The 18,619-nt window shown below is 73.5% G+C and carries 18 protein-coding genes; 15 read left to right on the plus strand and 3 right to left on the minus strand.

Annotation, left to right across the window (positions count from 1 at the left end):
• Position 1 precedes the first annotated feature (1 nt).
• The 7 genes from ACUJ8O_RS09565 to ACUJ8O_RS09595 all read left to right on the plus strand — a co-directional run bounded on the left by ACUJ8O_RS09565 (position 2) and on the right by ACUJ8O_RS09595 (position 6,533).
• Positions 2–802 carry an IclR family transcriptional regulator gene (locus ACUJ8O_RS09565; protein ID WP_445373339.1) on the plus strand — a complete coding sequence of 267 codons (801 nt, stop codon included), beginning with the start codon at positions 2–4 and terminating at the stop codon, positions 800–802.
• 123 nt (positions 803–925) lie between these two features.
• A complete protein-coding gene (locus ACUJ8O_RS09570; RefSeq protein ID WP_036316631.1) occupies positions 926–2,134 on the plus strand; it encodes a 4-hydroxybenzoate 3-monooxygenase in 1,209 nt (402 codons plus the stop codon).
• Positions 2,135–2,179: 45 nt separating this feature from the next.
• Positions 2,180–2,989 (plus strand): protocatechuate 3,4-dioxygenase subunit beta, encoded by an 810-nt coding sequence (gene pcaH, locus ACUJ8O_RS09575; RefSeq protein ID WP_196489408.1) that lies wholly within the window; start codon positions 2,180–2,182, stop codon positions 2,987–2,989.
• Entirely contained in the window at positions 2,989–3,636 is a 648-nt protein-coding gene (gene pcaG, locus ACUJ8O_RS09580; RefSeq protein WP_020625037.1) for a protocatechuate 3,4-dioxygenase subunit alpha, read from the plus strand. The genes pcaH and pcaG overlap by 1 nt, the downstream gene beginning before the upstream one ends.
• A 104-nt stretch (positions 3,637–3,740) precedes the next feature.
• On the plus strand, positions 3,741–5,180 hold the full coding sequence (locus ACUJ8O_RS09585; protein ID WP_095347251.1) for a lyase family protein: 1,440 nt from the start codon (positions 3,741–3,743) through the stop codon (positions 5,178–5,180).
• 66 nt (positions 5,181–5,246) lie between these two features.
• Positions 5,247–6,044: an alpha/beta fold hydrolase gene (locus ACUJ8O_RS09590; RefSeq protein WP_020625038.1), complete on the plus strand. Its 798-nt coding sequence runs from the start codon at positions 5,247–5,249 to the stop codon at positions 6,042–6,044.
• A 63-nt stretch (positions 6,045–6,107) separates the two neighbouring features.
• The gene (locus ACUJ8O_RS09595) at positions 6,108–6,533 is read left to right on the plus strand and encodes a carboxymuconolactone decarboxylase family protein (RefSeq protein WP_020625039.1); all 426 of its coding nucleotides are present in this window, start codon (positions 6,108–6,110) and stop codon (positions 6,531–6,533) included.
• Positions 6,534–6,601: 68 nt separating this feature from the next.
• On the opposite strand, the gene ACUJ8O_RS09600 is transcribed toward ACUJ8O_RS09595, so the two are convergent.
• The gene (locus ACUJ8O_RS09600) at positions 6,602–7,228 is read right to left on the minus strand and encodes a DUF4352 domain-containing protein (RefSeq protein ID WP_129867092.1); all 627 of its coding nucleotides are present in this window, start codon (positions 7,226–7,228) and stop codon (positions 6,602–6,604) included.
• 449 nt (positions 7,229–7,677) lie between these two features.
• Between ACUJ8O_RS09600 and ACUJ8O_RS09605 the strand changes: the two genes are divergently transcribed.
• Positions 7,678–9,030, plus strand: coding sequence for an NAD(P)-binding domain-containing protein (locus tag ACUJ8O_RS09605; RefSeq protein ID WP_020624472.1), 1,353 nt, complete (start codon positions 7,678–7,680; stop codon positions 9,028–9,030).
• 159 nt (positions 9,031–9,189) lie between these two features.
• Here the strand turns inward: ACUJ8O_RS09605 and ACUJ8O_RS09610 are convergent, their stop codons facing one another.
• Positions 9,190–10,062, minus strand: coding sequence for an IclR family transcriptional regulator domain-containing protein (locus ACUJ8O_RS09610; protein WP_052001203.1), 873 nt, complete (start codon positions 10,060–10,062; stop codon positions 9,190–9,192).
• A 95-nt stretch (positions 10,063–10,157) separates the two neighbouring features.
• On the opposite strand from ACUJ8O_RS09610, the gene ACUJ8O_RS09615 reads away from it, so the two are divergent.
• From ACUJ8O_RS09615 to ACUJ8O_RS09645, 7 genes are all read left to right on the plus strand, one after another.
• The gene (locus ACUJ8O_RS09615) at positions 10,158–11,435 is read left to right on the plus strand and encodes a thiolase family protein (RefSeq protein ID WP_036339724.1); all 1,278 of its coding nucleotides are present in this window, start codon (positions 10,158–10,160) and stop codon (positions 11,433–11,435) included.
• Positions 11,436–11,482: 47 nt separating this feature from the next.
• Positions 11,483–12,247 (plus strand): 3-oxoacid CoA-transferase subunit A, encoded by a 765-nt coding sequence (locus ACUJ8O_RS09620; protein WP_036339722.1) that lies wholly within the window; start codon positions 11,483–11,485, stop codon positions 12,245–12,247.
• 8 nt (positions 12,248–12,255) lie between these two features.
• Complete coding sequence (locus ACUJ8O_RS09625; RefSeq protein ID WP_020624468.1) at positions 12,256–12,921, plus strand: 3-oxoacid CoA-transferase subunit B; 666 nt, start codon at positions 12,256–12,258, stop codon at positions 12,919–12,921.
• A gap of 433 nt (positions 12,922–13,354) precedes the next feature.
• Positions 13,355–13,951 carry a hypothetical protein gene (locus ACUJ8O_RS09630; RefSeq protein WP_036339720.1) on the plus strand — a complete coding sequence of 199 codons (597 nt, stop codon included), beginning with the start codon at positions 13,355–13,357 and terminating at the stop codon, positions 13,949–13,951.
• A complete protein-coding gene (locus ACUJ8O_RS09635) occupies positions 13,948–14,316 on the plus strand; it encodes a hypothetical protein (protein WP_036339719.1) in 369 nt (122 codons plus the stop codon). The genes ACUJ8O_RS09630 and ACUJ8O_RS09635 overlap by 4 nt, the downstream gene beginning before the upstream one ends.
• A 17-nt stretch (positions 14,317–14,333) precedes the next feature.
• On the plus strand, positions 14,334–15,602 hold the full coding sequence (locus ACUJ8O_RS09640) for a hypothetical protein (RefSeq protein ID WP_152744093.1): 1,269 nt from the start codon (positions 14,334–14,336) through the stop codon (positions 15,600–15,602).
• Complete coding sequence (locus ACUJ8O_RS09645; RefSeq protein WP_152744094.1) at positions 15,599–16,279, plus strand: ABC transporter ATP-binding protein; 681 nt, start codon at positions 15,599–15,601, stop codon at positions 16,277–16,279. The genes ACUJ8O_RS09640 and ACUJ8O_RS09645 overlap by 4 nt, the downstream gene beginning before the upstream one ends.
• Before the next feature lie 151 nt (positions 16,280–16,430).
• Here the strand turns inward: ACUJ8O_RS09645 and ACUJ8O_RS09650 are convergent, their stop codons facing one another.
• Positions 16,431–18,521, minus strand: a complete 2,091-nt coding sequence (locus ACUJ8O_RS09650; RefSeq protein WP_445373340.1) for a LysM peptidoglycan-binding domain-containing protein — start codon at positions 18,519–18,521, stop codon at positions 16,431–16,433.
• Between the last annotated feature and the right edge of the window lie 98 nt (positions 18,522–18,619).

The raw sequence follows: 18,619 nt of genomic DNA on the forward strand, positions 1-18,619 counted from the left end.
CGTGAGCAGCACGCTGGACCGGCTGATCCGGGTCCGCTCCGCGTTCGACGCGGAGCGTCCGGCGCTGACCGTGGCGGCCCTGGCCCGGCGCACCGAGCTGCCCCTGGCCACCGCCTATCGGTGGGTGGACCGGCTGGTGCGCGCCGAGCTGCTGCAGAAGGACGAGGACGGCGTGGTCCGGCCCGGCCTGCGGCTGTGGGAGATGGCCTCCCGGAGCGCGCCGAGCATGTCCCTGGCCCGGACGGCCATGCCGTTCCTCGTGGACGTGCAGTCGGTCCTGCGGCAGCACACGCAGCTCGCGGTCCTCGACGACGACGGCGTCCTCGTGCTCGCCCGGCTCTCCTCCCAGGGGGCCGTGGTGAACCAGGCGGACGTCGCGGGTCGGCTGCCGCCGTTCACCACCGCCCTGGGACTCGTGCTGCTCGCCCACGCCCCGGTCGAGACGGCGGAGCGGTTCATCGCCCGGCACCGGGACCGGCTCGGCGCCGTCGTGGATCACCATCCCCTCGAGTCGGGGCGTGCGGTGCCCGCGGGCGTGCGGGCGCGGGTGGCCACGCCCAGCGAGCCGCGGCTGCGAGCGCTTCTGGCGGATGTGCGGCGGGAGGGGTACGCGGCCGTGGACGGCGCGTTGGACGAGGAGTCCCGGGGGGTCGCCGTGCCGGTCCGCGGGGCCGACGGCGTGGCGGCGGCCGCGCTCGGGGTCGTCGTCCCCCGCGAGGCGCCGTACACCCCGGGGGTGCCGCCCCTGCTGATGACGGCCGCCCGGGGGATCGCCCGCGGACTCGGCGGCCATTCTCACTGAGTGAGAACGGCCGGGCGCGGGCCGTGTCCTGCGCCACAGGATGGTCGGGACCTCCGCCGCCGGCCCCGGCCGCGCGGCCCGACCCGCCCGGCCCGACCGGTGACGTCCCCCGGAAAGGACGCCATGACCCAGCCCCCCGTGACCCGCACCCGCGTCGGCATCGTCGGCGGCGGGCCCGCCGGCCTGATGCTCTCCCACCTGCTCGCGCGGCAGGGGATCGACAACGTCGTCCTCGAGTCCCGTGACCCCGAGACCATCGCGCACACCCACCGCGCGGGCATCCTCGAGCAGCCCAGCGTGGAGATGCTGACGGACATGGGCGTCGACGGCCGGGTGAGGACGGTGGGCGACGAGCACCGCGGCATCATCCTGCGCTTCGACGGCGAGTCGCATGCCCTGGACTTCCCGGAGCTTGTGGGTGCCACGGTCACCCTGTACGCGCAGAACGAGGTCTTCGTCGACCTCGCCGCGGCGCGGCGGCGCGACGGCGGCGACGTCCGCTTCGAGACCGAGGTGCTCGAGGTGCTCGACGTCGACTCGGACACCCCCGGCGTCCGGTTCCGCTCCGTGGCCGCTGGCGAGGAGGGGCCGGTCGAGGAACTGCGCTGCGACATCCTCGTGGGCGCGGACGGCTCGCGTTCCACCGTCCGCAAGGCCCTCCAGCGCGACACCGAGGGCGAGGACCACTTCCACGCGTACCCCTTCGCCTGGTTCGGCATCCTCGCCGAGGCGCCCAAGTCCTCGCCTGAGCTGATCTACGCCCGCTCCGAGCATGGCTTCGGCCTGATCTCGCAGCGCTCGGAGACCGTGCAGCGCATGTACTTCCAGTGCGACCCCTCGACCCGCGTGGAGGACTGGTCCGACGACCGGATCTGGGACCGGCTGCAGCGCATCGTGGCCGGCCCGGACGGCTTCACCCTCAAGACCGGCCCCATCATCGACAAGACGGTGCTCGGCTTCCGCTCCTATGTGCGCACACCGCTGAGTCACCGCAACGTCTTCCTCGCCGGCGACGCCGGACACACCGTCCCGCCCACCGGGGCGAAGGGCCTGAACCTCGCCTTCGCGGACGTGCGCGTCCTGGCCGAGGCGCTCGAGTCGTGGGCCGCCACGGGCTCGCGCGACCTGCTCGACGCCTACTCGGAGACGGCGCTGACCCGCGTGTGGAAGGACCAGAACTTCTCCTACTGGATGACCACCATGCTCCACGCCCGCCCGGACGCCTCGGAGTTCGAGGACATGCGCGTGCGCGGTGAGCTCCGCAACGTGGTCCAGTCCCGTTACGGACGGCAGTTCCTCGCCGAGCAGTACACCGGCTGGCCCTCCGCCTGAGCCCGACCGATCCCCGACCCCGCAGAGAAAGGAGCCGACGTGAGCATCGCCGCCCAGGCCAAGGACGACGACACGTTCGACAGCGCCCACGTGCTCGATCCAGCCGCCACCCGCGACTCGCAGGGGCAGATCAGTGAAGAGATCGCGGCCGTCCATGCCCAGGCCCAGGGCGAGACCCAGCCGCGGCTCGACTTCCCGCCCTATCGCTCGTCGGTGTTCCGCCACCCCACCAAGTCGCTCGTGCACGCCGACCCCGAGACCGTGGAGCTGTGGTCCCCGGCCTTCGGCCACCGCGACGTGCACCCGCTCGAGGCGGACCTGACCGTCGGCCAGAACGGCGAGCCGATCGGCGAGCGCATCAAGGTGCGCGGCCGCGTGCTCGACGACGACGGCCGCCCCGTGCGCCACCAGCTGGTGGAGATCTGGCAGGCCAACGCGGCCGGCCGCTACGTGCACAAGCGGGACCAGCACCCCGCGCCGCTGGACCCGAACTTCACGGGCATCGGCCGCACACTGACCGGCGCGGACGGGACCTACGAGTTCACCACCATCAAGCCGGCCCCGTACCCGTGGAAGAACCACCGCAACGCGTGGCGCCCGGCGCACATCCACTTCTCCCTGTTCGGCACGGACTTCACGCAGCGCATGATCACCCAGATGTACTTCCCGGGCGATCCGCTGTTCCCGCTGGACCCGATCTACCAGGGCATCACGGACCAGGCCGCCCGCGACCGGCTCGTGGCCACCTACGACCACTCGGTGACCAGCCACGAGTGGAACACCGGCTACTGGTGGGACATCGTGCTCACGGGCAGCCACCGCACCTGGATGGAAGACGAGGAGGGCGATCACTGATGCGGATCGACGAGACCACCGAGCGCACCGCCGACGGGAGGCTGGTCCCCACCCCGGGCCAGACCATCGGCCCGTTCTTCGGCTACGCGAACGGCTACGAGCAGGTCCACCTGCCGTGGCGCGACGGCCACCAGCTGGTCCCCGCGGGCCGCGCGGACGCGATGCGCCTGTTCGGCACCGTCTACGACGGCAACGGCGATCCGATCCCGGACGCCATGATCGAGATCTGGCAGGCCGACGCCGAGGGCGTCATCTCGCAGGAGGACGGCTCCCTCGTCCAGGACGGCTTCACCTTCACCGGCTGGGGCCGCTGCGCCGTGGACAACGCGGGCCGCTACACCTTCTCCACCGTGGAGCCCGGCGTGGTGAACGAGGACCGCGCCCGGTTCATCCACGTCGTCGTGTTCGCCCGCGGCCTGCTGAACAAGCTGCACACCCGCGTGTACCTGCCCGAGGACGCCGAGGCGATCGTGCAGGACGCGTTCCTGACCTCCCTCGACGAGGACCGCCGTCGCACCCTGATCGGCACCCGGAACGACGACGGCTCGCTCGAGTTCGACATCTGGATCCAGGGCCCCGGGGAGCACGCACCGAAGGAGACCGTGTTCCTGCAGTTCCCCGGCATCGAGTACCCCGAGCTCGACTGACGCCGGCCTCGGCCGCAGGCCCGGCCCCTCCCACACGCGGGACGGGTCGGGCCTGACGCCGCCTCCGGAGCCCGATCCCACCCCTCCGACCCCAGGAGCCCGCCATGACCTCAGCCGCCGCCGACCTCGCCGCCGTCGCCGACGTCGGCCTCCTGGATCCGGCCTGGGCCGGCAGTCGGGCGGAGACCGCCACCGCGGACCGCACCTTCCTGGGGCACCTGCTCGACGTCGAGGCGGCCTGGGTGCGCGTGCTCGCCCGGCACGGGCTCGCCACGGAGGCGGAGGCGGCGGCCGCCGCGGCGGCGGGCGACCCGGACGCCTACGACCTCGCCGCGCTCGCCCGCGCGGCCCAGGGCAGCGGCACCCCCCTGATCCCGGCGCTGAAGGCGCTGCGCGCGCAGCTGCCGGCCGGCTCCCGCGCCGTGCACCTGGGCGCCACGAGCCAGGACGTCGTGGACTCCGCGCTGATGGTCATGGTGGGCCGGGTGGGCGCGATCCTGGCCGAGGACCTCGCCGCCGCGCAGGACGCGCTTGCGGAGCTGGCCCGCGCCCACCGCTCGACGCCGATGGTCGCCCGATCCCTCGCCCAGCACTCCCTGCCCTCCACCTTCGGGCTGCGCGCCGCGAACTGGCTCGACGGCCTCGGCCAGGCCGCGGATCGGCTCGCCGCCGCCGTCGCGGACCTGCCCGTCCAGTGGGGCGGCGCCGCCGGCACCCTGGCCTCCCTGTCCGGGCACGTCGACCGCGCGCACCGCGCGGGGACCCTCGGCCCCGAGGTCACCGCGTTCACCCTGGTCGAGGACCTCGCCGCCGAGCTGGGCCTCGCCGCCCCCGCCGGGCCCTGGGACACGAACCGCATGGCCGTCACGGGCGTGGCCGCGGCCCTGGCCGACGTCGTGGCCGCGTGCGGGAAGATCGCCAACGACGTGCTGACATCGGCGCGGATCGAGAACGGCGAGCTCGGTGAGCCGCTTGCGGCCGGCCGCGGCGGCTCCTCCGCGATGCCGCACAAGCAGAACCCCGTGCTCTCCGTGCTGATCCGCTCCGCCGCGCTGTCCGCCCCCGGGCTCGCGGCGCGGGTGTACACGGCGGCCGGCGCCGCGGACGACGAGCGCCCGGACGGGGCCTGGCACGCCGAGTGGCCCGCGCTGCGCCGCCTGCTGCGGGTGGCCGGCGGGACCGCGGCCCTGACCCGCGAGCTCGTCTCCGGCCTGCGCGTCCACGAGGACCGCATGCGGCGCAACCTGGAGCTCACCGGCCCGCTGCTCGTCTCCGAGCGGATCATGGCCGAGCTGGCTCCGGAGCTGGACGAGGCCTCCGGCGAGCCGGGCTCCGGGAAGCGGCTGATCCAGGACGTCGTGGACCGCTCCCTGGCGTGCGAGGGGAACTTCCGCGCCCTGCTGCGCGCGGCGGTCCCGGAGTCCGTTCCGGACGCCCGCCTCGACGACCTCCTCGACCCCGCCGCCTACACGGGGGAGGCCGAGGCCCTCGTGGACCGCCTCCTCGCCGCCCGCCGGGGCACGACGACGCCGCCCCGCACCTGAGACCATCTCCGTCAGAACCGGCCGCGCCCCTCGGGATGCGGCGCCGCCGCAGAGGAAGGACCGCCCATGAGCACCCCCCGTGTCACCACCACCCTCCTGAAGCCCGCCCAGGACCCCGCCCGCGTGCTCGTGGTCGGCGCCGGCCTCGGCACCGGCGTCCAGGCCCTGTGGAGCCTCGCCGCGCAGCAGCTCCCTGAGGACACCGTGGTGGTCGGCTACGACCTGCCCGGCCACGGCGCCTCCGAGCCCCACGCCGAGCCGTTCTCGATGGCGGAGCTGGCGGACGCCGTCGTCGCCGCCGTGCAGGCGCTGCAGGAGGACGGCACCGTTCCCGCGGACCTGCCCGTGCACTTCGCGGGCGTCTCCCTCAACGGGTGCGTGGCGCTGCAGCTGGCCCTGGACCACGCGGACACCGTCTCCGGTGTGGCCGTGATCTGCTCCGCCGCGAAGATCGGCGAGGCGGGGTCCTGGCGCGAGCGCGCCGAGCTCGTGGAGCGTGCCGGCACCCCGACCCTCGTCGAGGGCTCGGCGCAGCGCTGGTTCGCCGACGGGTTCATCGCGGCCCACCCGGAGCGGACGACGGGCCTGCTGCACACCCTGCAGGAGGCGGACCGCCATTCCTACGCGCGCCTGTGCGAGGCGCTGGCCGACTTCGACGTGCGCGGGCGCCTCGGGGAGATCGCCGTCCCCGTCCTCACGATCCACGGCGTGGCGGACCAGGTCACCCCGCCCTCGGCGGGCGAGGAGATCGCCGCCGCGGTGCCGGGCACCGTGACCCACGTGTTCGACGAGACCGCCCATCAGGCCCCCCTCGAGCAGCCCGAGCGCACCGCCGCGGCCCTGGCCGCCTTCCCGGCGCGCTGAGCCGCCCGCCCCCTCCCGCCCTGCCCCGCACGACGACGCCCCCACCACGAGGAGAGACTGCGCATGAGCGCCGAGCAGCCCATCGGGCACGACATGGACCGCACCTCCCAGGAGGTGCTCGACGCGGGCATGGCCGTGCGCCGCGAGGTCCTGGGCGACGCCCACGTGGACCGCGCCGAGGCGAGGAAGGACGCCACCACCGAGGACTTCCAGAACCTGATCACCCGCTACGCATGGGGGACGATCTGGACGCGGCCCGGTCTGGACCGGCGGATGCGCTCAGCCGTGACCATCTCCGCCATGGTGGCCGGCGGCTACTGGGACGAGTGCGCCATGCACCCGCGCGCCGCCCTGCGCAACGGCCTGACCCGGGAGGAGATCCAGGAGATCCTCCTGCAGACCGCGGTCTACGCCTCCGTGCCGGCGGCGAACATCGCGTTCAAGCTCGCCCAGGAGGACGCCGACCTCGCCGAGGGCAGGCCGCTCTGAGCGCAACGTTCACAGCGCGCACGAGGCCCCATGCCCGGGAAGGACATGGGGCCTCGTCTGCGCGCTGATCAGTCGAGCTCGACGACCACCGGCTGATCGAGGGAGAGGCCGCCCCCGGAGACCTTGACCTGGGTGATCTCGGTCCCTGCCGGAACGTCGAACCACAGGTAGCCGCTGGCCACGTTGCCCGGGTTGGTCGGCTCGATGTTCATGCCGTTCTCGGTGCCGTAGATCGATGCGTCCGTGCTGTAGCTGTACTCGGCCCCGTCTGCGCTGACGAGCTTCACGCTGTCGGCGAAGAACGTCCGCTCCTCCTTGGCGTTGTTCTTCGCGCTGATCTGCACGGGCACGAACTCGCCCTGGGCCTCCGTGGAGAAGCCGGACGGGCCGACGCTCGCGACGGGCGTATCGACCGACTCAACGGTCGTGGCCCAGTCGCCCACGGTGAACTCCTGGCCGAGGCCGACCTTGGCTGCCTCGTCGCTGGAGCTGGTCTCGCCCTGGGAGGCGGCCTCTCCGCCCCCCTCCGAGGTGCTGTTCGAACCGCCGCCCATCATGGAGGCGAGGACGGCGATCACGATCAGGGCGAGCAGGCCGATCAGGGCGTACTTGAGACACCCCCCTTTCTTCTTCGCGGGGGGCTGCACGACATTGCCGTTGGCGTCGTAATACACAGGATTGCTCTTGCGGGCCACGATGCTCCTTCGGGAGGGCGCAGTGATGTCACATGCCGTTGTGGCCAACGGCTGCCATGCACGGCGCGTGAATTGAGTAATGAATGATGGGAGTATCGCATGCCGTAGAGGAAGCTGGGAGTACTCCCCGGAGCATCGCGTTCCAGCTGGCCCAGGAGGTCTTCGCCCGGCACGATGCCGACCTTGCCGACGCCGGGTCCGGCGTCGTGCTGGGCATGTGGGACCCGGCCGGCCTCCTCTACGGCCTCGGACTCATGGCCGTGGCGGCCGTGACCCTTGTCCGCCGCGCCCCGTTCGGCGGGTCGATCATGGTGCGGGTGGCCCGCTGCACTTGTGACCCTTCTGGCGGCCGTTCCACCCCGGAGAAGGGTCAGAACCGCAGTCGATTCGCGGGGGCCGGTGCTACGGTCGGGCCGAGCCGCCCCACCCCCACTCTCGGAAGGACACCCATGCGTGAGCGCGTCGCCCTGATCGGAGCCGGCCCGTCCGGCATGGCCCTGCTGAGGAGCCTCGCCCTGGCCGAGGACGCGGGGGCGGCGGTCCCGGAGGTCGTGGCGTTCGAGCGCCAGGACGACTGGGGCGGCCAGTGGAACCTGGACTGGCGCACCGGCGCGGACCGCCACGGCGAGCCCGTGCACTCCGCCATGTACCGGGACCTGTGGATCAACGGGCCCAAGGAGTGCATGGAGTACCCGGACTACCCGTTCGATGCGCATTTCGGCCGCGCCGTGTCCTCGTACCTCCCGCGGGAGGCCATGCGGGACTACATCGTGGGCCGGGTGGCCGAGGTGGCCGGGCGCATCCGCCCGCAGATCCGATTCGCCACGGCCGTCCGCTGGGTGCAGCCGCTCGACGACGGCGGGTTCGGGGTGACCTCGGAGGACCTGGTCACGCGCGAGGCCGTCACCGAGCGGTTCGACCGCGTCGTGGTGGCCACCGGGCACTTCCACACCCCGCACCTGCCGTCCTGGCCCGGCGTGGAGACCTTCCCCGGGCAGGTCCAGCACGCCCACGACTACCGAAGCCCGGAGCCGTACACGGGCCGTCGCGTGCTCGTGGTGGGCTCCTCCTACTCCGGGCAGGACCTGGCCCTGCAGCTGCACCGCGCCGGCGCCGCCCACGTGACCACCGCCTACCGTGCCCGCCCGCAGGACATCGCGTGGCCGGCCGGCATGGACGAGGCCCCCGAGGTGCAGGGGTTCGACGGTGCGGAGGTCACCTTCGCGGACGGCTCCACCGCCGAGTACGACGCCGTGCTGCTGTGCACCGGCTACCGCCACCACTACCCCTTCCTGCCGGGCGAGCTGGCGCTGGCCGGCCCGAACCTGCTGGCCCCGTTCGGGCTGTGGAAGGGCGTGGTCTGGCACGCCGACCCGCGCGTGCTCTACCTGGGTGCCACCCAGCAGCTGTTCACCCTGACGCTCCTGGACGCGCAGGCCTTCTTCGCCCGCGACGTGCTGCTCGGCCGCGTCCCGGTGCCCGGCGATGAGGAGCGTCGGGCCGACATGGACGCCTGGTTCGAGCGGATGACGCGGATCGACGGGCCGCCGGCCGCGCTGGCCTACCAGGGCGCGTACATCCAGGACCTGTCCTCCCACACGGACTGCCCGGAGGTGGACGTCGAGGCGGTGGCCCGCACCTTCCTCGAGATGCGCGACGCCCGGATCGAGGACGTCCGGACGTTCCGCGACCGGCGGCACCGCTCGACCGTGACCGGCACGCTGGCCGCGGCGCACCCGGTGCCGTGGATGGACCGCCCGGACGACTCCCTCGAGGAGTACCTCCGCCGCTTCCCGGCCTGACCCCCCACCCTGCCCTTCCCGTTCCGAATCCACTGCACTTCCGACCCTTCTGGCGGCCGTTCCGGGCCTCAGAAGGGTCAGAACCGCAGTCGATTCGCGGGGGCGGGTGCTGGTGCTGGTGCGGATGCGGGTGCGGGGAGTGCTGAAGGGGGTGGGCGCTCAGCGCTGGAGCGCGGCCAGGGCGGCCTCGGCGTCGTCCGCGGCGGCGCGCAGCACCGGCAGGGCCTGCACGACGGCGGCCGCCACCTCCGGCGTGCGCGGCGCCGGCACGCGGGCCCCGGTCCGCAGGGCCGCCCGGCGCGCGCCCGGGTCGCGATGGTCCGGCCCGAGGGACAGCGCCGTGTTGATCGCCACGGCCACTCGCCCCTCGGCGTCGCGCACGGGCACGGCGACGCTGCTCAGATGGGCGTCCAGCTCCGCGGTCACCACGGCGTGGCCCTGCTCCCGCACGCGCGCCAGCTCGGCCATCAGCGCGTCCACGTCCGTGAGGGTGTGCTCCGTGGCGGGGGTGCGCGGGGCGCCTGCGAGCAGGGCACAGGCCTCGTCCTCGGGCAGGTCGGCCAGCAGCACGCGGCCCATGGACGTGGTGAACGCGGGCAGGCGCGTGCCGACGTCGAGGTTCACCCGCAGGATCCGCTCGGTGTGCACACGCGCGATGTACATCAGGTGCGCCCCGTGGAGCACGCCCGCGGAGCAGGACCGGTGCAGGCGCTGCGAGGCCTGGGTGAGGATCGGCCGGAGGATCTCGGAGACGGACCGGCCGGACCAGTAGCCGTGGCCGAGCTCCAGCACGCGCGGGGTCAGCGCGAACCGCCGCCCGTCCTGCACGGCGTAGCCGAGCTCCGTGAGCGTCAGCAGCATGCGCCGCGCCGTGGCCCGGGTGACCCCCGCGGCGGTCGCGGCCTCGCTCACCGAGAGCGTGGGGGTGTCCGGGGTGAACGCGCGCAGCACCGCCAGACCGGACGCCAGGGCGCGCACCACGTCCCCGCCCGACGCGGGACGTGCGCCGGGGGCGTCGACGTCGTCGGTCATGTCCGCCAGCGTAGTCCGCTATGCGCACAGCGCACGCCCGTGCGCGTCACGCACACACCCTTCCCCGCCCGCCGAGGCGGTCCTACGGTGAGGCCATGAGCCTCACCGATGCCTACGTGTTCGACGCCGTCCGCACCCCCTTCGGCAAGGTCGGCGGCGCGCTGTCGGGGGTGCGCCCCGACGACATGGCCGCCCACGTGGTCCGCACCCTCGTGGACCGCGCCCCGGGCCTGGAGGGCCTGCGCGCCGCGTCCGCCCAGGCCGTGGCCGACGCCGCCGCCGGCCGCCCGATCGAGGCCGGCACGGACGCCGCCGCCCCGCAGCGGATCGACGAGGTCGTCTTCGGCAACGCCAACGGCGCGGGCGAGGAGAACCGCAACGTGGCCCGCATGGCCACCCTCCTGGCCGGCCTGCCGCTGTCCATCCCCGGCACCACCGTGAACCGCCTCTGCGGCTCCTCCCTGGACGCGGCGATCATCGCCTCCCGCCAGATCAACACCGGCGAGGCGGACGTGGTCCTCGTGGGCGGCGTGGAGTCGATGTCCCGTGCCCCGTGGGTGCTGCCCAAGACCACCCGCCCGTTCCCCATGCACGACCTGGCGGCGGCGAACACCACGCTCGGCTGGCGCCTGATCAATGACGCGATGCCGCCGGAGTGGACCGTCTCGCTCGGCGAGGCCACGGAGCTGCTGCGCGAGCGCTTCGGCATCTCCCGCGAGCGCCAGGACGAGTTCGCCGCGCGCTCGCACCGCCTTACCGCGCGGGCGTGGGACGAGGGGCGGTATGACTCCCTCGTGGCCGCCGTGCCCGGCACGGACCTGGAGCGGGACGAGACCGTCCGCCCGGACTCCACCCCCGAGACCCTCGCCGGCCTGCGCGCCGTGTTCCGCCGGGAGAACGGCACCGTCACGGCGGGCAACGCCTCGCCCATGAACGACGGCGCCTCGGCCGCCCTCCTGGGCTCGTCGACGGGCGCCGATGTGCTCGGCCTGGAGCCCCTGGCCCGCATCGCCGGCCGCGCCACCGCCGCCAACGAGCCCGACTTCTTCGGCTACGCGCCGGTGGAGGCGGTGAACCGGGCCCTGTCCCGCGCCGGGATCGGCTGGAAGGACGTGGCCGCCGTCGAGCTCAACGAGGCCTTCGCCGCCCAGTCCCTGGCCTGCACGGACGCCTGGGGCGTGGACCCGGAGATCGTGAACGCCTGGGGCGGCGCGATCGCGATCGGCCACCCCCTCGGGGCCTCCGGCACCCGCGTGCTCGGCACGCTGGCCCGCCGCCTCGAGGCCTCCGGTGAGCGGTGGGGCGTGGCCGCGCTGTGCATCGGCGTGGGCCAGGGCATCGCCGTCGTCCTCGAGAACGTGGCCGCGCGCTGACGCGTCCGGCCGAGCACCCACCCGACCCCCTCATCCAAGGAGTCCCCATGCTGGAGTTCGTGGACACGGCCGCGCAGGCCGTCTCCCGCATCACCGACGGCGCCACGGTGCTGATCGGCGGGTTCGGCAACGCCGGCCAGCCGATGGAGCTGATCGACGCGCTGCTCGAGTCCGGGGCCACCGGCCTCACGGTGGTCAACAACAACGCGGGCCAGGCGGACGCGGGCCTGGCGCTGCTGATCAAGGAGCGGCGGGTCGCCAAGATCATCTGCTCGTTCCCGCGCCAGTCCGACTCGTGGCATTTCGACGAGGCCTACCGTGCCGGGGAGATCGAGCTGGAGCTCGTCCCGCAGGGCAACCTGGCCGAGCGCCTGCGCGCCGGCGGCGCCGGCATCGGCGGCTTCTTCACGCCCACCGGCTACGGCACGCAGCTGGCCGAGGGCAAGGAGGTCCGCGAGATCGACGGCACGCGCTACGTGCTGGAGGCCCCGATCCGCGGCGATGTCGCGCTCATCAAGGCGTACGCGGCGGACCGCCACGGCAACCTCGTGTACCGCAAGACCGCCCGCAACTTCGGACCCGTCATGGCCGCGGCCGCCGCCACCACGATCGTCCAGGTGGACGAGGTCCGCGAGGAGCCGATCGACCCGGAGCACGTGGTGACCCCCGGCATCTACACGGACACCGTGGTGCGGATCGACACCGAGTCCGGGGAGAAGGAGCGCGCCGAGCGGGCTGCCCTGGCGGAGGGCCGGCCGAAGCCGTGCGCGGCCACGACGACCGCGGCCGAGCCGGCCGCCGAGGGGAAGTGAGGAGAGCGATGAGCATCACCCAGACCGACACCCCGCTGACCCAGGACGAACTGGCCCGTACGATCGCGGCGGACATCGCCCCCGGCTCCTTCGTGAACCTGGGCATCGGCCAGCCCACCACGGTGTCCAACTACCTGGAGGCGGAGAAGAACGTCACCCTGCACACCGAGAACGGCATGCTGGGCTTCGGCCCGCAGGCCGAGGGCGAGCAGATCGATGAAGACCTCATCAACGCCGGCAAGATCCCCGTCACCGAGCTGCCCGGGGCCGCGTACTTCCACCACGCCGACTCGTTCGCCATGATGCGCGGCGGCCACCTGGACGTGTGCGTCCTCGGCGCCTACCAGGTCTCCGCGACCGGCGACCTCGCCAACTGGTCCACGGGCAAGCCCGGGGCGATCCCCGCCGTCGGGGGTGCGATGGACCTGGCGATCGGCGCCAAGGACACCTACGTGATGATGGATCTCTTCACCAAGAAGGGCGATCCGAAGCTGCTGGCCGAGTGCACGTTCCCCCTCACCGGCGTCGGCTGCGTCTCCCGCATCTACGCGGATCGGGGCGTCTTCCTGCTGGACGCCTCCGGGGTCGTGCGGGTCCGCGAGCTGCACGGCATCACGTGGGAGGAGCTGGAGGCGGCGCACCCCGGCGTGCGGTTCGAGAAGCTCGAGGACTGAGCCGCGGCGCCGCAGCCACCGGCCCCACGGGCTCTCGGAGGCCTGCGCCGTCGTCGACTTGTCCTGGGGAGCAACGTCGGTTGACTTATCCCGGGTGCGGCGGCCTACGACCGGTGATAACTCAACCGACGACGTCGGCCGGCAGGCCGCCCCGCGCCGTGAAAGGCCAGCGGCACGGCACGGGCGAGGCCCCCGAGCGCGGTCGGAATGCGCCGAGGAATCTCCTTGACACCCCGTCGGGGGGGGATGAGTACCCTACTCACAGGGATGTGGGAGGCGTCACAGGGGATCAGGGGATCCTCTGGGTGCCACACAGCAAGGAGGCCATCATGGCCCTGCTCAGGAAGACTGCGGCGTGGGGAGCCGCTGCGGTCGGTGCTGTGGCGCGGGTGCAGTACGGGGCCCTGTCCGAGCCCATTGGTGGGAACTGACCGTGACGGGCAGGGGACTCCGGACGCTCGGGCTGCTCGTCACCCGTGCCGTGCTGCTCGTGGCACTGTGCGGGCTGGCGCTGAGCCTCGTGGGCTCCATGTCCGTCCACCAGCGGCAGTACTTCGGTGCCGCCGAGTGCGGCGACGCGGTGTGGGATGTCGGCATCGGAGGCAGCGGCGAGGTCTGGTCCGCCACGGAGGCCGCCCTGACCGGGCGGAACCTGACCCTGATGGCCAACGGGGCGGACCCGCGGGTAAGCCATCTGACCGGCCCGACGGCCCCGTGCCTTGCGGGTGTCGACGAGCAGATGCTGAATTCTCTGCGCATGGAACGGGGCTTCCTGGTGCGCGAGGGCAGTGTGCTGGCCGATCGCGCAGCGGGGGAGGGGGAACTGGCGGGCCGGCCTGTGGCCCTCGCCTCATCGGCCCGCTGGCGAGGACTGCCCTCGGACGGGGTGATCCAGCCGACCCCGGCGTTCGACAACGCCGCCGCCTACGTCGGGTTCCTCGTGGGCGACCCGCCGACCTGGACGGATTCCTGCAGAACCTGCGAACCGCCGGCCTGGAAGTCGACGCGGCGCCGGCACCCACGGCGATGACCGCGTCGCTCGGGACGCCCGTGCTCGGCGTGACCTCGTCGCTGACCGGCCTCACTCTGATGAGCGTCACGGCGTTCTGGGTGCTGACTCTGCGCGCGGGGGAACGTCCCTCTTTGCGGGTGCTGCGCCTGCTCGGGGTCTCCCCGCTCCGGGCCGCCGTGTCTCGGGCTCGCGTGAGCCTGGTGCCGTTCCTCGGCGCTGCGGGGATCTCGGCCGCGCTGTGGCAGGGGATGGTGCTGACCGGCGCGGTCACGGAACCGTCCCCGCTCGTCGCAAGTGGCGTGATCCTGGTCGTGCTGCTGGGTGATGCCGTGCTCGTGGCGGCGACCCATGTGGTCTCCCTCTGGATGCGAGCGCCCCGGTGAGCCTCCGGAGTCTCGGCGTGGCTTGGAGCGACGGGCTGCGCGACACCCTGAGGTTCTGGCCGTTGGTGCTGGTCGCCTTCGTCCACGCGGTCGCCTCGTGCTCGCTCTTGGGACTGTCCTTCCAGCAGGCGAGCGAGGCGCAGGAGATCGATCGGCACCTGCAGCGGTGGGAGCAGCTCGGTGCGGCCTCGTTGCGGGGCTTCTATCTCGCGGGGCCAGGGGATCTGGAGGGAGGCGGCGCCGCGCCTGGCGACTCGCAGCAGGAGCCGCCCGAGCCCGACTTCTCTGCCGACTCCACGGCCGACTCCGCCGACGACGGTCGGCGTACGGCCGCGCTGTTGGCACTCCTGGCGGACCCGCACCGGACGGCGTACACGATGGACCCCTACGGGGACCGATTCGGCGACGACCTCCCCGGCGCCCTGCTGGTGACCGAGGACTTCTTCGCCGGGTCCGGTCTCGACGAGACGATGTCTCCGACGGGTCAGTCCCCGCATCGCGACGCCGGCGGCACTGCCGCTCCCTACGCGGTGCTGGGCAGCGACTCCTCGGCGAAGGACCCGTACGCGCTCACGGTCGGGGGCGTCCTGCCGCCGCCGACGCGTGTGCAGTTCCAGGAGGCGATGATCCCGGTGACCGGACGGCTGGCGCCGGGCGCCACCGCTCTGGATCCGATGATGGGATCGGTTCCGCTGGACGAAGCCGTCCTGGTGGTCGTCCCGACCTCGATGCTGGCGAGCCTGTACCCGCCAGACGCGTTGGAGGGCCTCCTGCTGCGCACCATCGTCCTGGGCCAGGATGCCGTCCCGGCACTGGATGCGGCAGGACGAGCCCTCGAAACGGACGCTCTGGTGGTCACCGCTGAGCCCTTGACCCCGCAGTCCTCCGCGCTCCTGCAGTCTCTGAGCGCCAGCTCCCGCACGCTGCTCGTCCTGTTCGGCGCGGCGGTGCTCGGCGCCGTCGTCTCCCTGTTCGGCGTTCTCGGCGTGCTCGCCCGGGCTCTCGCCCCCACCTGGCGGATCGCCGCGATGGTGGGTGCCGCCCGCTGGCAGGCCGCGGTGCGGATCATCGTTCCCGTGCTCTTCGCGTGGGTCCTGCCGGCCGCCGTCGGTCTCACCGCGGGCGCGTCCGCCCTGCCGGGGCCGCCGCCCACCGGTCTGACGTCCACCGCGCTCATCGCCGTCATGGCGATCGGCGCCGTCGCCACCCTGTCCTCCTGGCGCGCACTCGCGGCGACCTTCGGTCGCCGCCCCCGCCGCCACCGGCCGACCAAGGAGACCGCATGACCCTCCTCGAGGTCCACGACGTGGACAAGACGTTCCTCTCCGGCGGGGAGGCGGTGCCCGTCCTCCGGGGGGCCTCTCTGCTGGTTCCGGCCGGTGAGATGCACGCCGTCACCGGGCCCTCCGGGTCCGGGAAATCCACCCTGCTGCGGATCCTCGCGTGCCTGGACTCCCCGGATTCGGGTCGCGTCCTGCTCGGGGGCGAACCTCTCCCGGAGCCGTGGAGCCAGGGCGGGGACCGGTATCGGAACCAGCGGTGCGGCATCGTCCTGCAGGACTTCGCCCTCATGGAGCACGCCACCGCACTGGAGAACGTGATGCTGCCCCTGCGCTACGGCCCGGACCGGGTCCCGCGTGGGGAGCAGCGACGCCGCGCGGGGGAGGCCCTCGAGCGGGTGGGGTTGGGAATGCGCACGGGTCACCGGGCCCGCACGCTCTCCGGCGGGGAGAAGCAGCGGGTGGCCGTCGCCCGGGCTCTCATCAACGAGCCGCCGCTGGTCCTGGCGGACGAGCCGACGGGTGCGCTGGACCAGGCGAGGACGCGGGACGTCGTCGACCTGCTGCGCGGAGCCGTGGGGCCTGAGCGGGCCGTGGTGGTCGTGACCCATGACCCGAGGGTGGCGGCCGCCTGTGATCGGCGCTGGCACCTCGTGGACGGGGAGCTGGCCCCACAGGACTGAGGCGGCGCGCACCCTCGTCGACTTCTCGTGGCGAGCAACGTCGGTTGACTTATCCCGGGTGCGGCGGCCTGCGACCGGCGACAACTCAACCGACGACGGCGGCCCGCACCGGCACGCGCAGGTGCGGGCCGACGTCGTCCCGGCGGTGTGCTCAGGCGGTGCGCAGCACCATGCCCGGGTGGAGCATGGTCGAGACCGTCATGCCGTTGAGGCGCTGCAGGCGCTCCATGGGCACGCCCGTGCGCTGGGAGATGAGCCACCAGCCGTCGTTCGCCTGGACCACGTACGTGGCGGGCGAGGGCGCCGGGGCGGAGGCGGTCTGGCCGGTCCGCAGCACCATCCCCGGGTGCAGCACGGTGGTCGCGGTCATGCCGTTGAGCCGCTGGAGGGTCTCCATCGTCACGCCGGTGCGGTAGGCGATGATCCACCAGCCGTCGCCCTCGCGGACCGTGTACGTGCCCGGGGCGGGGGCCGGAGCGGGCGTGGCGGCCGGCGCCGTGGCGGCCGTGAGGAGCACCATCCCCGGGTGCAGGACGGTCGACGCCGTCATGCCGTTGAGCCGCTGGAGCTCCGCGGCGGACACGCCGGTCCGTCGGGCGATGACCCACCAGCCGTCGTTCGGCTGCACCGTGTACGTGCCGGTGGTGATCGGGGTGGGATCCGGGGCGGTCGGGTCGGCGACGGTGCGCAGCACCATGCCCGGGTGGAGCACGGTCGACTCGATCATGCCGTTGAGCTCCTGGAGGGTGGCCGCGGGCACGCCGGTGCGGCGGGCGACGGTCCACCAGCCGTCGTTCGGCTGCACCGTGTACGTGCCGGCGGTCGACGGCGCGGTCGTCGGGGCCGGCGTCGGAGCCGGGGTGGCCGCTGCCGGCGTCGGAGCCGGGGTGACCGCTGCCGGCGGCTGGCCGGCCGCCGTCGCGATGGCCTCGGCGCGGTCCCGCAGGTCGTCGAAGCGGGCCATCAGGTGCTGCCCCGGGCACGCGGTCGCGGACGTGGCCCGGTGCGGGAAGATCGTGTCCACGGTGACGGGCGTGCCCGCGGCGTACTTCGTGCTGCCGCCCGAGGTCAGGGTGACCCGGCCGCGCGCGTCGATCCCGTCGCGGTACAGGTAGTAGGCGGTGGCGCGGGCCATCGCGTCCACGACCTCCTCGGACGGGGCGACCACGTCGTAGTTGCCCATCGTGGAGACGCCCATCGTGCCCCGGTTGAACCCGCCCGCGTGCGTGCCCAGCGGGTTCGAGTCCAGGGCGCCACGGCGGCCCTCGTAGATGTTGCCGAAGCGGTCTGTGATCAGGTGGTACGGGAAGTCGCCCCAGCCGAGGGTCTTCGTGTAGTACGCGTAGATGCCGCGCATCTGCTCCACGGCCTGGGCGCGCGTGTAGTCGTTGGTGCCGGCCGTGTGGTGGATGGTCAGGGCGCGCACCTGGTCGAACTGCGGGGAGTCCTCCGCCCAGGACTCGTCCGCGCCCCACTGTGCGCGGGTGATCACGTCCGGAAGGATCTTCGCGCGGGCGTCCGAGATCGTGGCCACGGTGCGGGCCTCGGCGGGCTCCTCGCCCCCGACGACGGCGCTCGACTTCACACCCCGGGGCAGGCCGGCCGTCTCCGTGGCCTGCTCGGCGGTCACCGCCGGCTGCGCGCTCGCGACGGTCTCGTCCGTGGCGGCCGTGCCCGGGTCGATGAGGGACAGCTCGAGACCGGCCGGGGCCGCGCCGTCGACGGTGGTCACGCGCAGCTGGGCGCCGTCCGCGCCGAACGCGACGAACGGGTCCGTGCCGGTGCGCGCGGGGGCGGCGTCCTCGGGCAGGACGGGCCGATCCAGGACCAGCCACGGGCCCCAGGCCCCGTCCTGACGCACGCGGATCTCCACGCGCTTCACGGCGTCGTCCGCCGCGGCGTCCCACACGGCGGCGGCCACCGTGAACGGGCGGTCCACCACGGGCTCGCCGAGCACGACGCCGGCCGGGGCCTCCTCGGCCGGGACGAGGTTCTCGCCCTCCTGCGGGACGGTCGCGACGCCGGCGCCCTCGACGGGAGCGGCCGACGCGGGGGTCGCGGCCGTGCCGGCGGTCGTGGCGCGGGCGGCGTCGTCGCGAGGGCGTGCGTCGGGGGCGCCCTCGGTGGTCGCGGACGGCTGCTGCGGGAGCAGGCCGCCGACGAGGACGGAGAGCGCGGCGACCGCGACGGCGGGCGCGAGCGGGCGGGGGGATGCGGCGGAGCGCGGCGGGAGAATCTTCATGCGGATGCCGTCGGAAGGTGGAGTGCCCGAGGAGCGACAGGCGCAGGCCGTGTCACTTTCCCGGGGCGGTGACGTGGTGCGGGTGGGATGAGGGCCGA

It is taken from the genome of Micrococcus sp. EWR3.9.1 (assembly GCF_052615555.1).

What these genes read in the sequence shown, in the direction of transcription:
- ACUJ8O_RS09615 (WP_036339724.1), top strand. Translation starts at nt 10,158, where the DNA reads ATGAGCCTCACCGATGCCTACGTGTTCGACGCCGTCCGCACCCCCTTC.
- ACUJ8O_RS09595 (WP_020625039.1), top strand. Translation starts at nt 6,108, where the DNA reads ATGAGCGCCGAGCAGCCCATCGGGCACGACATGGACCGCACCTCCCAG.
- ACUJ8O_RS09635 (WP_036339719.1), top strand. Translation starts at nt 13,948, where the DNA reads ATGACCGCGTCGCTCGGGACGCCCGTGCTCGGCGTGACCTCGTCGCTG.
- pcaG (WP_020625037.1), top strand. Translation starts at nt 2,989, where the DNA reads ATGCGGATCGACGAGACCACCGAGCGCACCGCCGACGGGAGGCTGGTC.
- ACUJ8O_RS09625 (WP_020624468.1), top strand. Translation starts at nt 12,256, where the DNA reads ATGAGCATCACCCAGACCGACACCCCGCTGACCCAGGACGAACTGGCC.
- ACUJ8O_RS09585 (WP_095347251.1), top strand. Translation starts at nt 3,741, where the DNA reads ATGACCTCAGCCGCCGCCGACCTCGCCGCCGTCGCCGACGTCGGCCTC.
- ACUJ8O_RS09610 (WP_052001203.1), bottom strand. Translation starts at nt 10,062, where the DNA reads ATGACCGACGACGTCGACGCCCCCGGCGCACGTCCCGCGTCGGGCGGG.
- ACUJ8O_RS09620 (WP_036339722.1), top strand. Translation starts at nt 11,483, where the DNA reads ATGCTGGAGTTCGTGGACACGGCCGCGCAGGCCGTCTCCCGCATCACC.
- ACUJ8O_RS09650 (WP_445373340.1), bottom strand. Translation starts at nt 18,521, where the DNA reads ATGAAGATTCTCCCGCCGCGCTCCGCCGCATCCCCCCGCCCGCTCGCG.
- ACUJ8O_RS09605 (WP_020624472.1), top strand. Translation starts at nt 7,678, where the DNA reads ATGCGTGAGCGCGTCGCCCTGATCGGAGCCGGCCCGTCCGGCATGGCC.
- ACUJ8O_RS09570 (WP_036316631.1), top strand. Translation starts at nt 926, where the DNA reads ATGACCCAGCCCCCCGTGACCCGCACCCGCGTCGGCATCGTCGGCGGC.
- ACUJ8O_RS09590 (WP_020625038.1), top strand. Translation starts at nt 5,247, where the DNA reads ATGAGCACCCCCCGTGTCACCACCACCCTCCTGAAGCCCGCCCAGGAC.
- ACUJ8O_RS09645 (WP_152744094.1), top strand. Translation starts at nt 15,599, where the DNA reads ATGACCCTCCTCGAGGTCCACGACGTGGACAAGACGTTCCTCTCCGGC.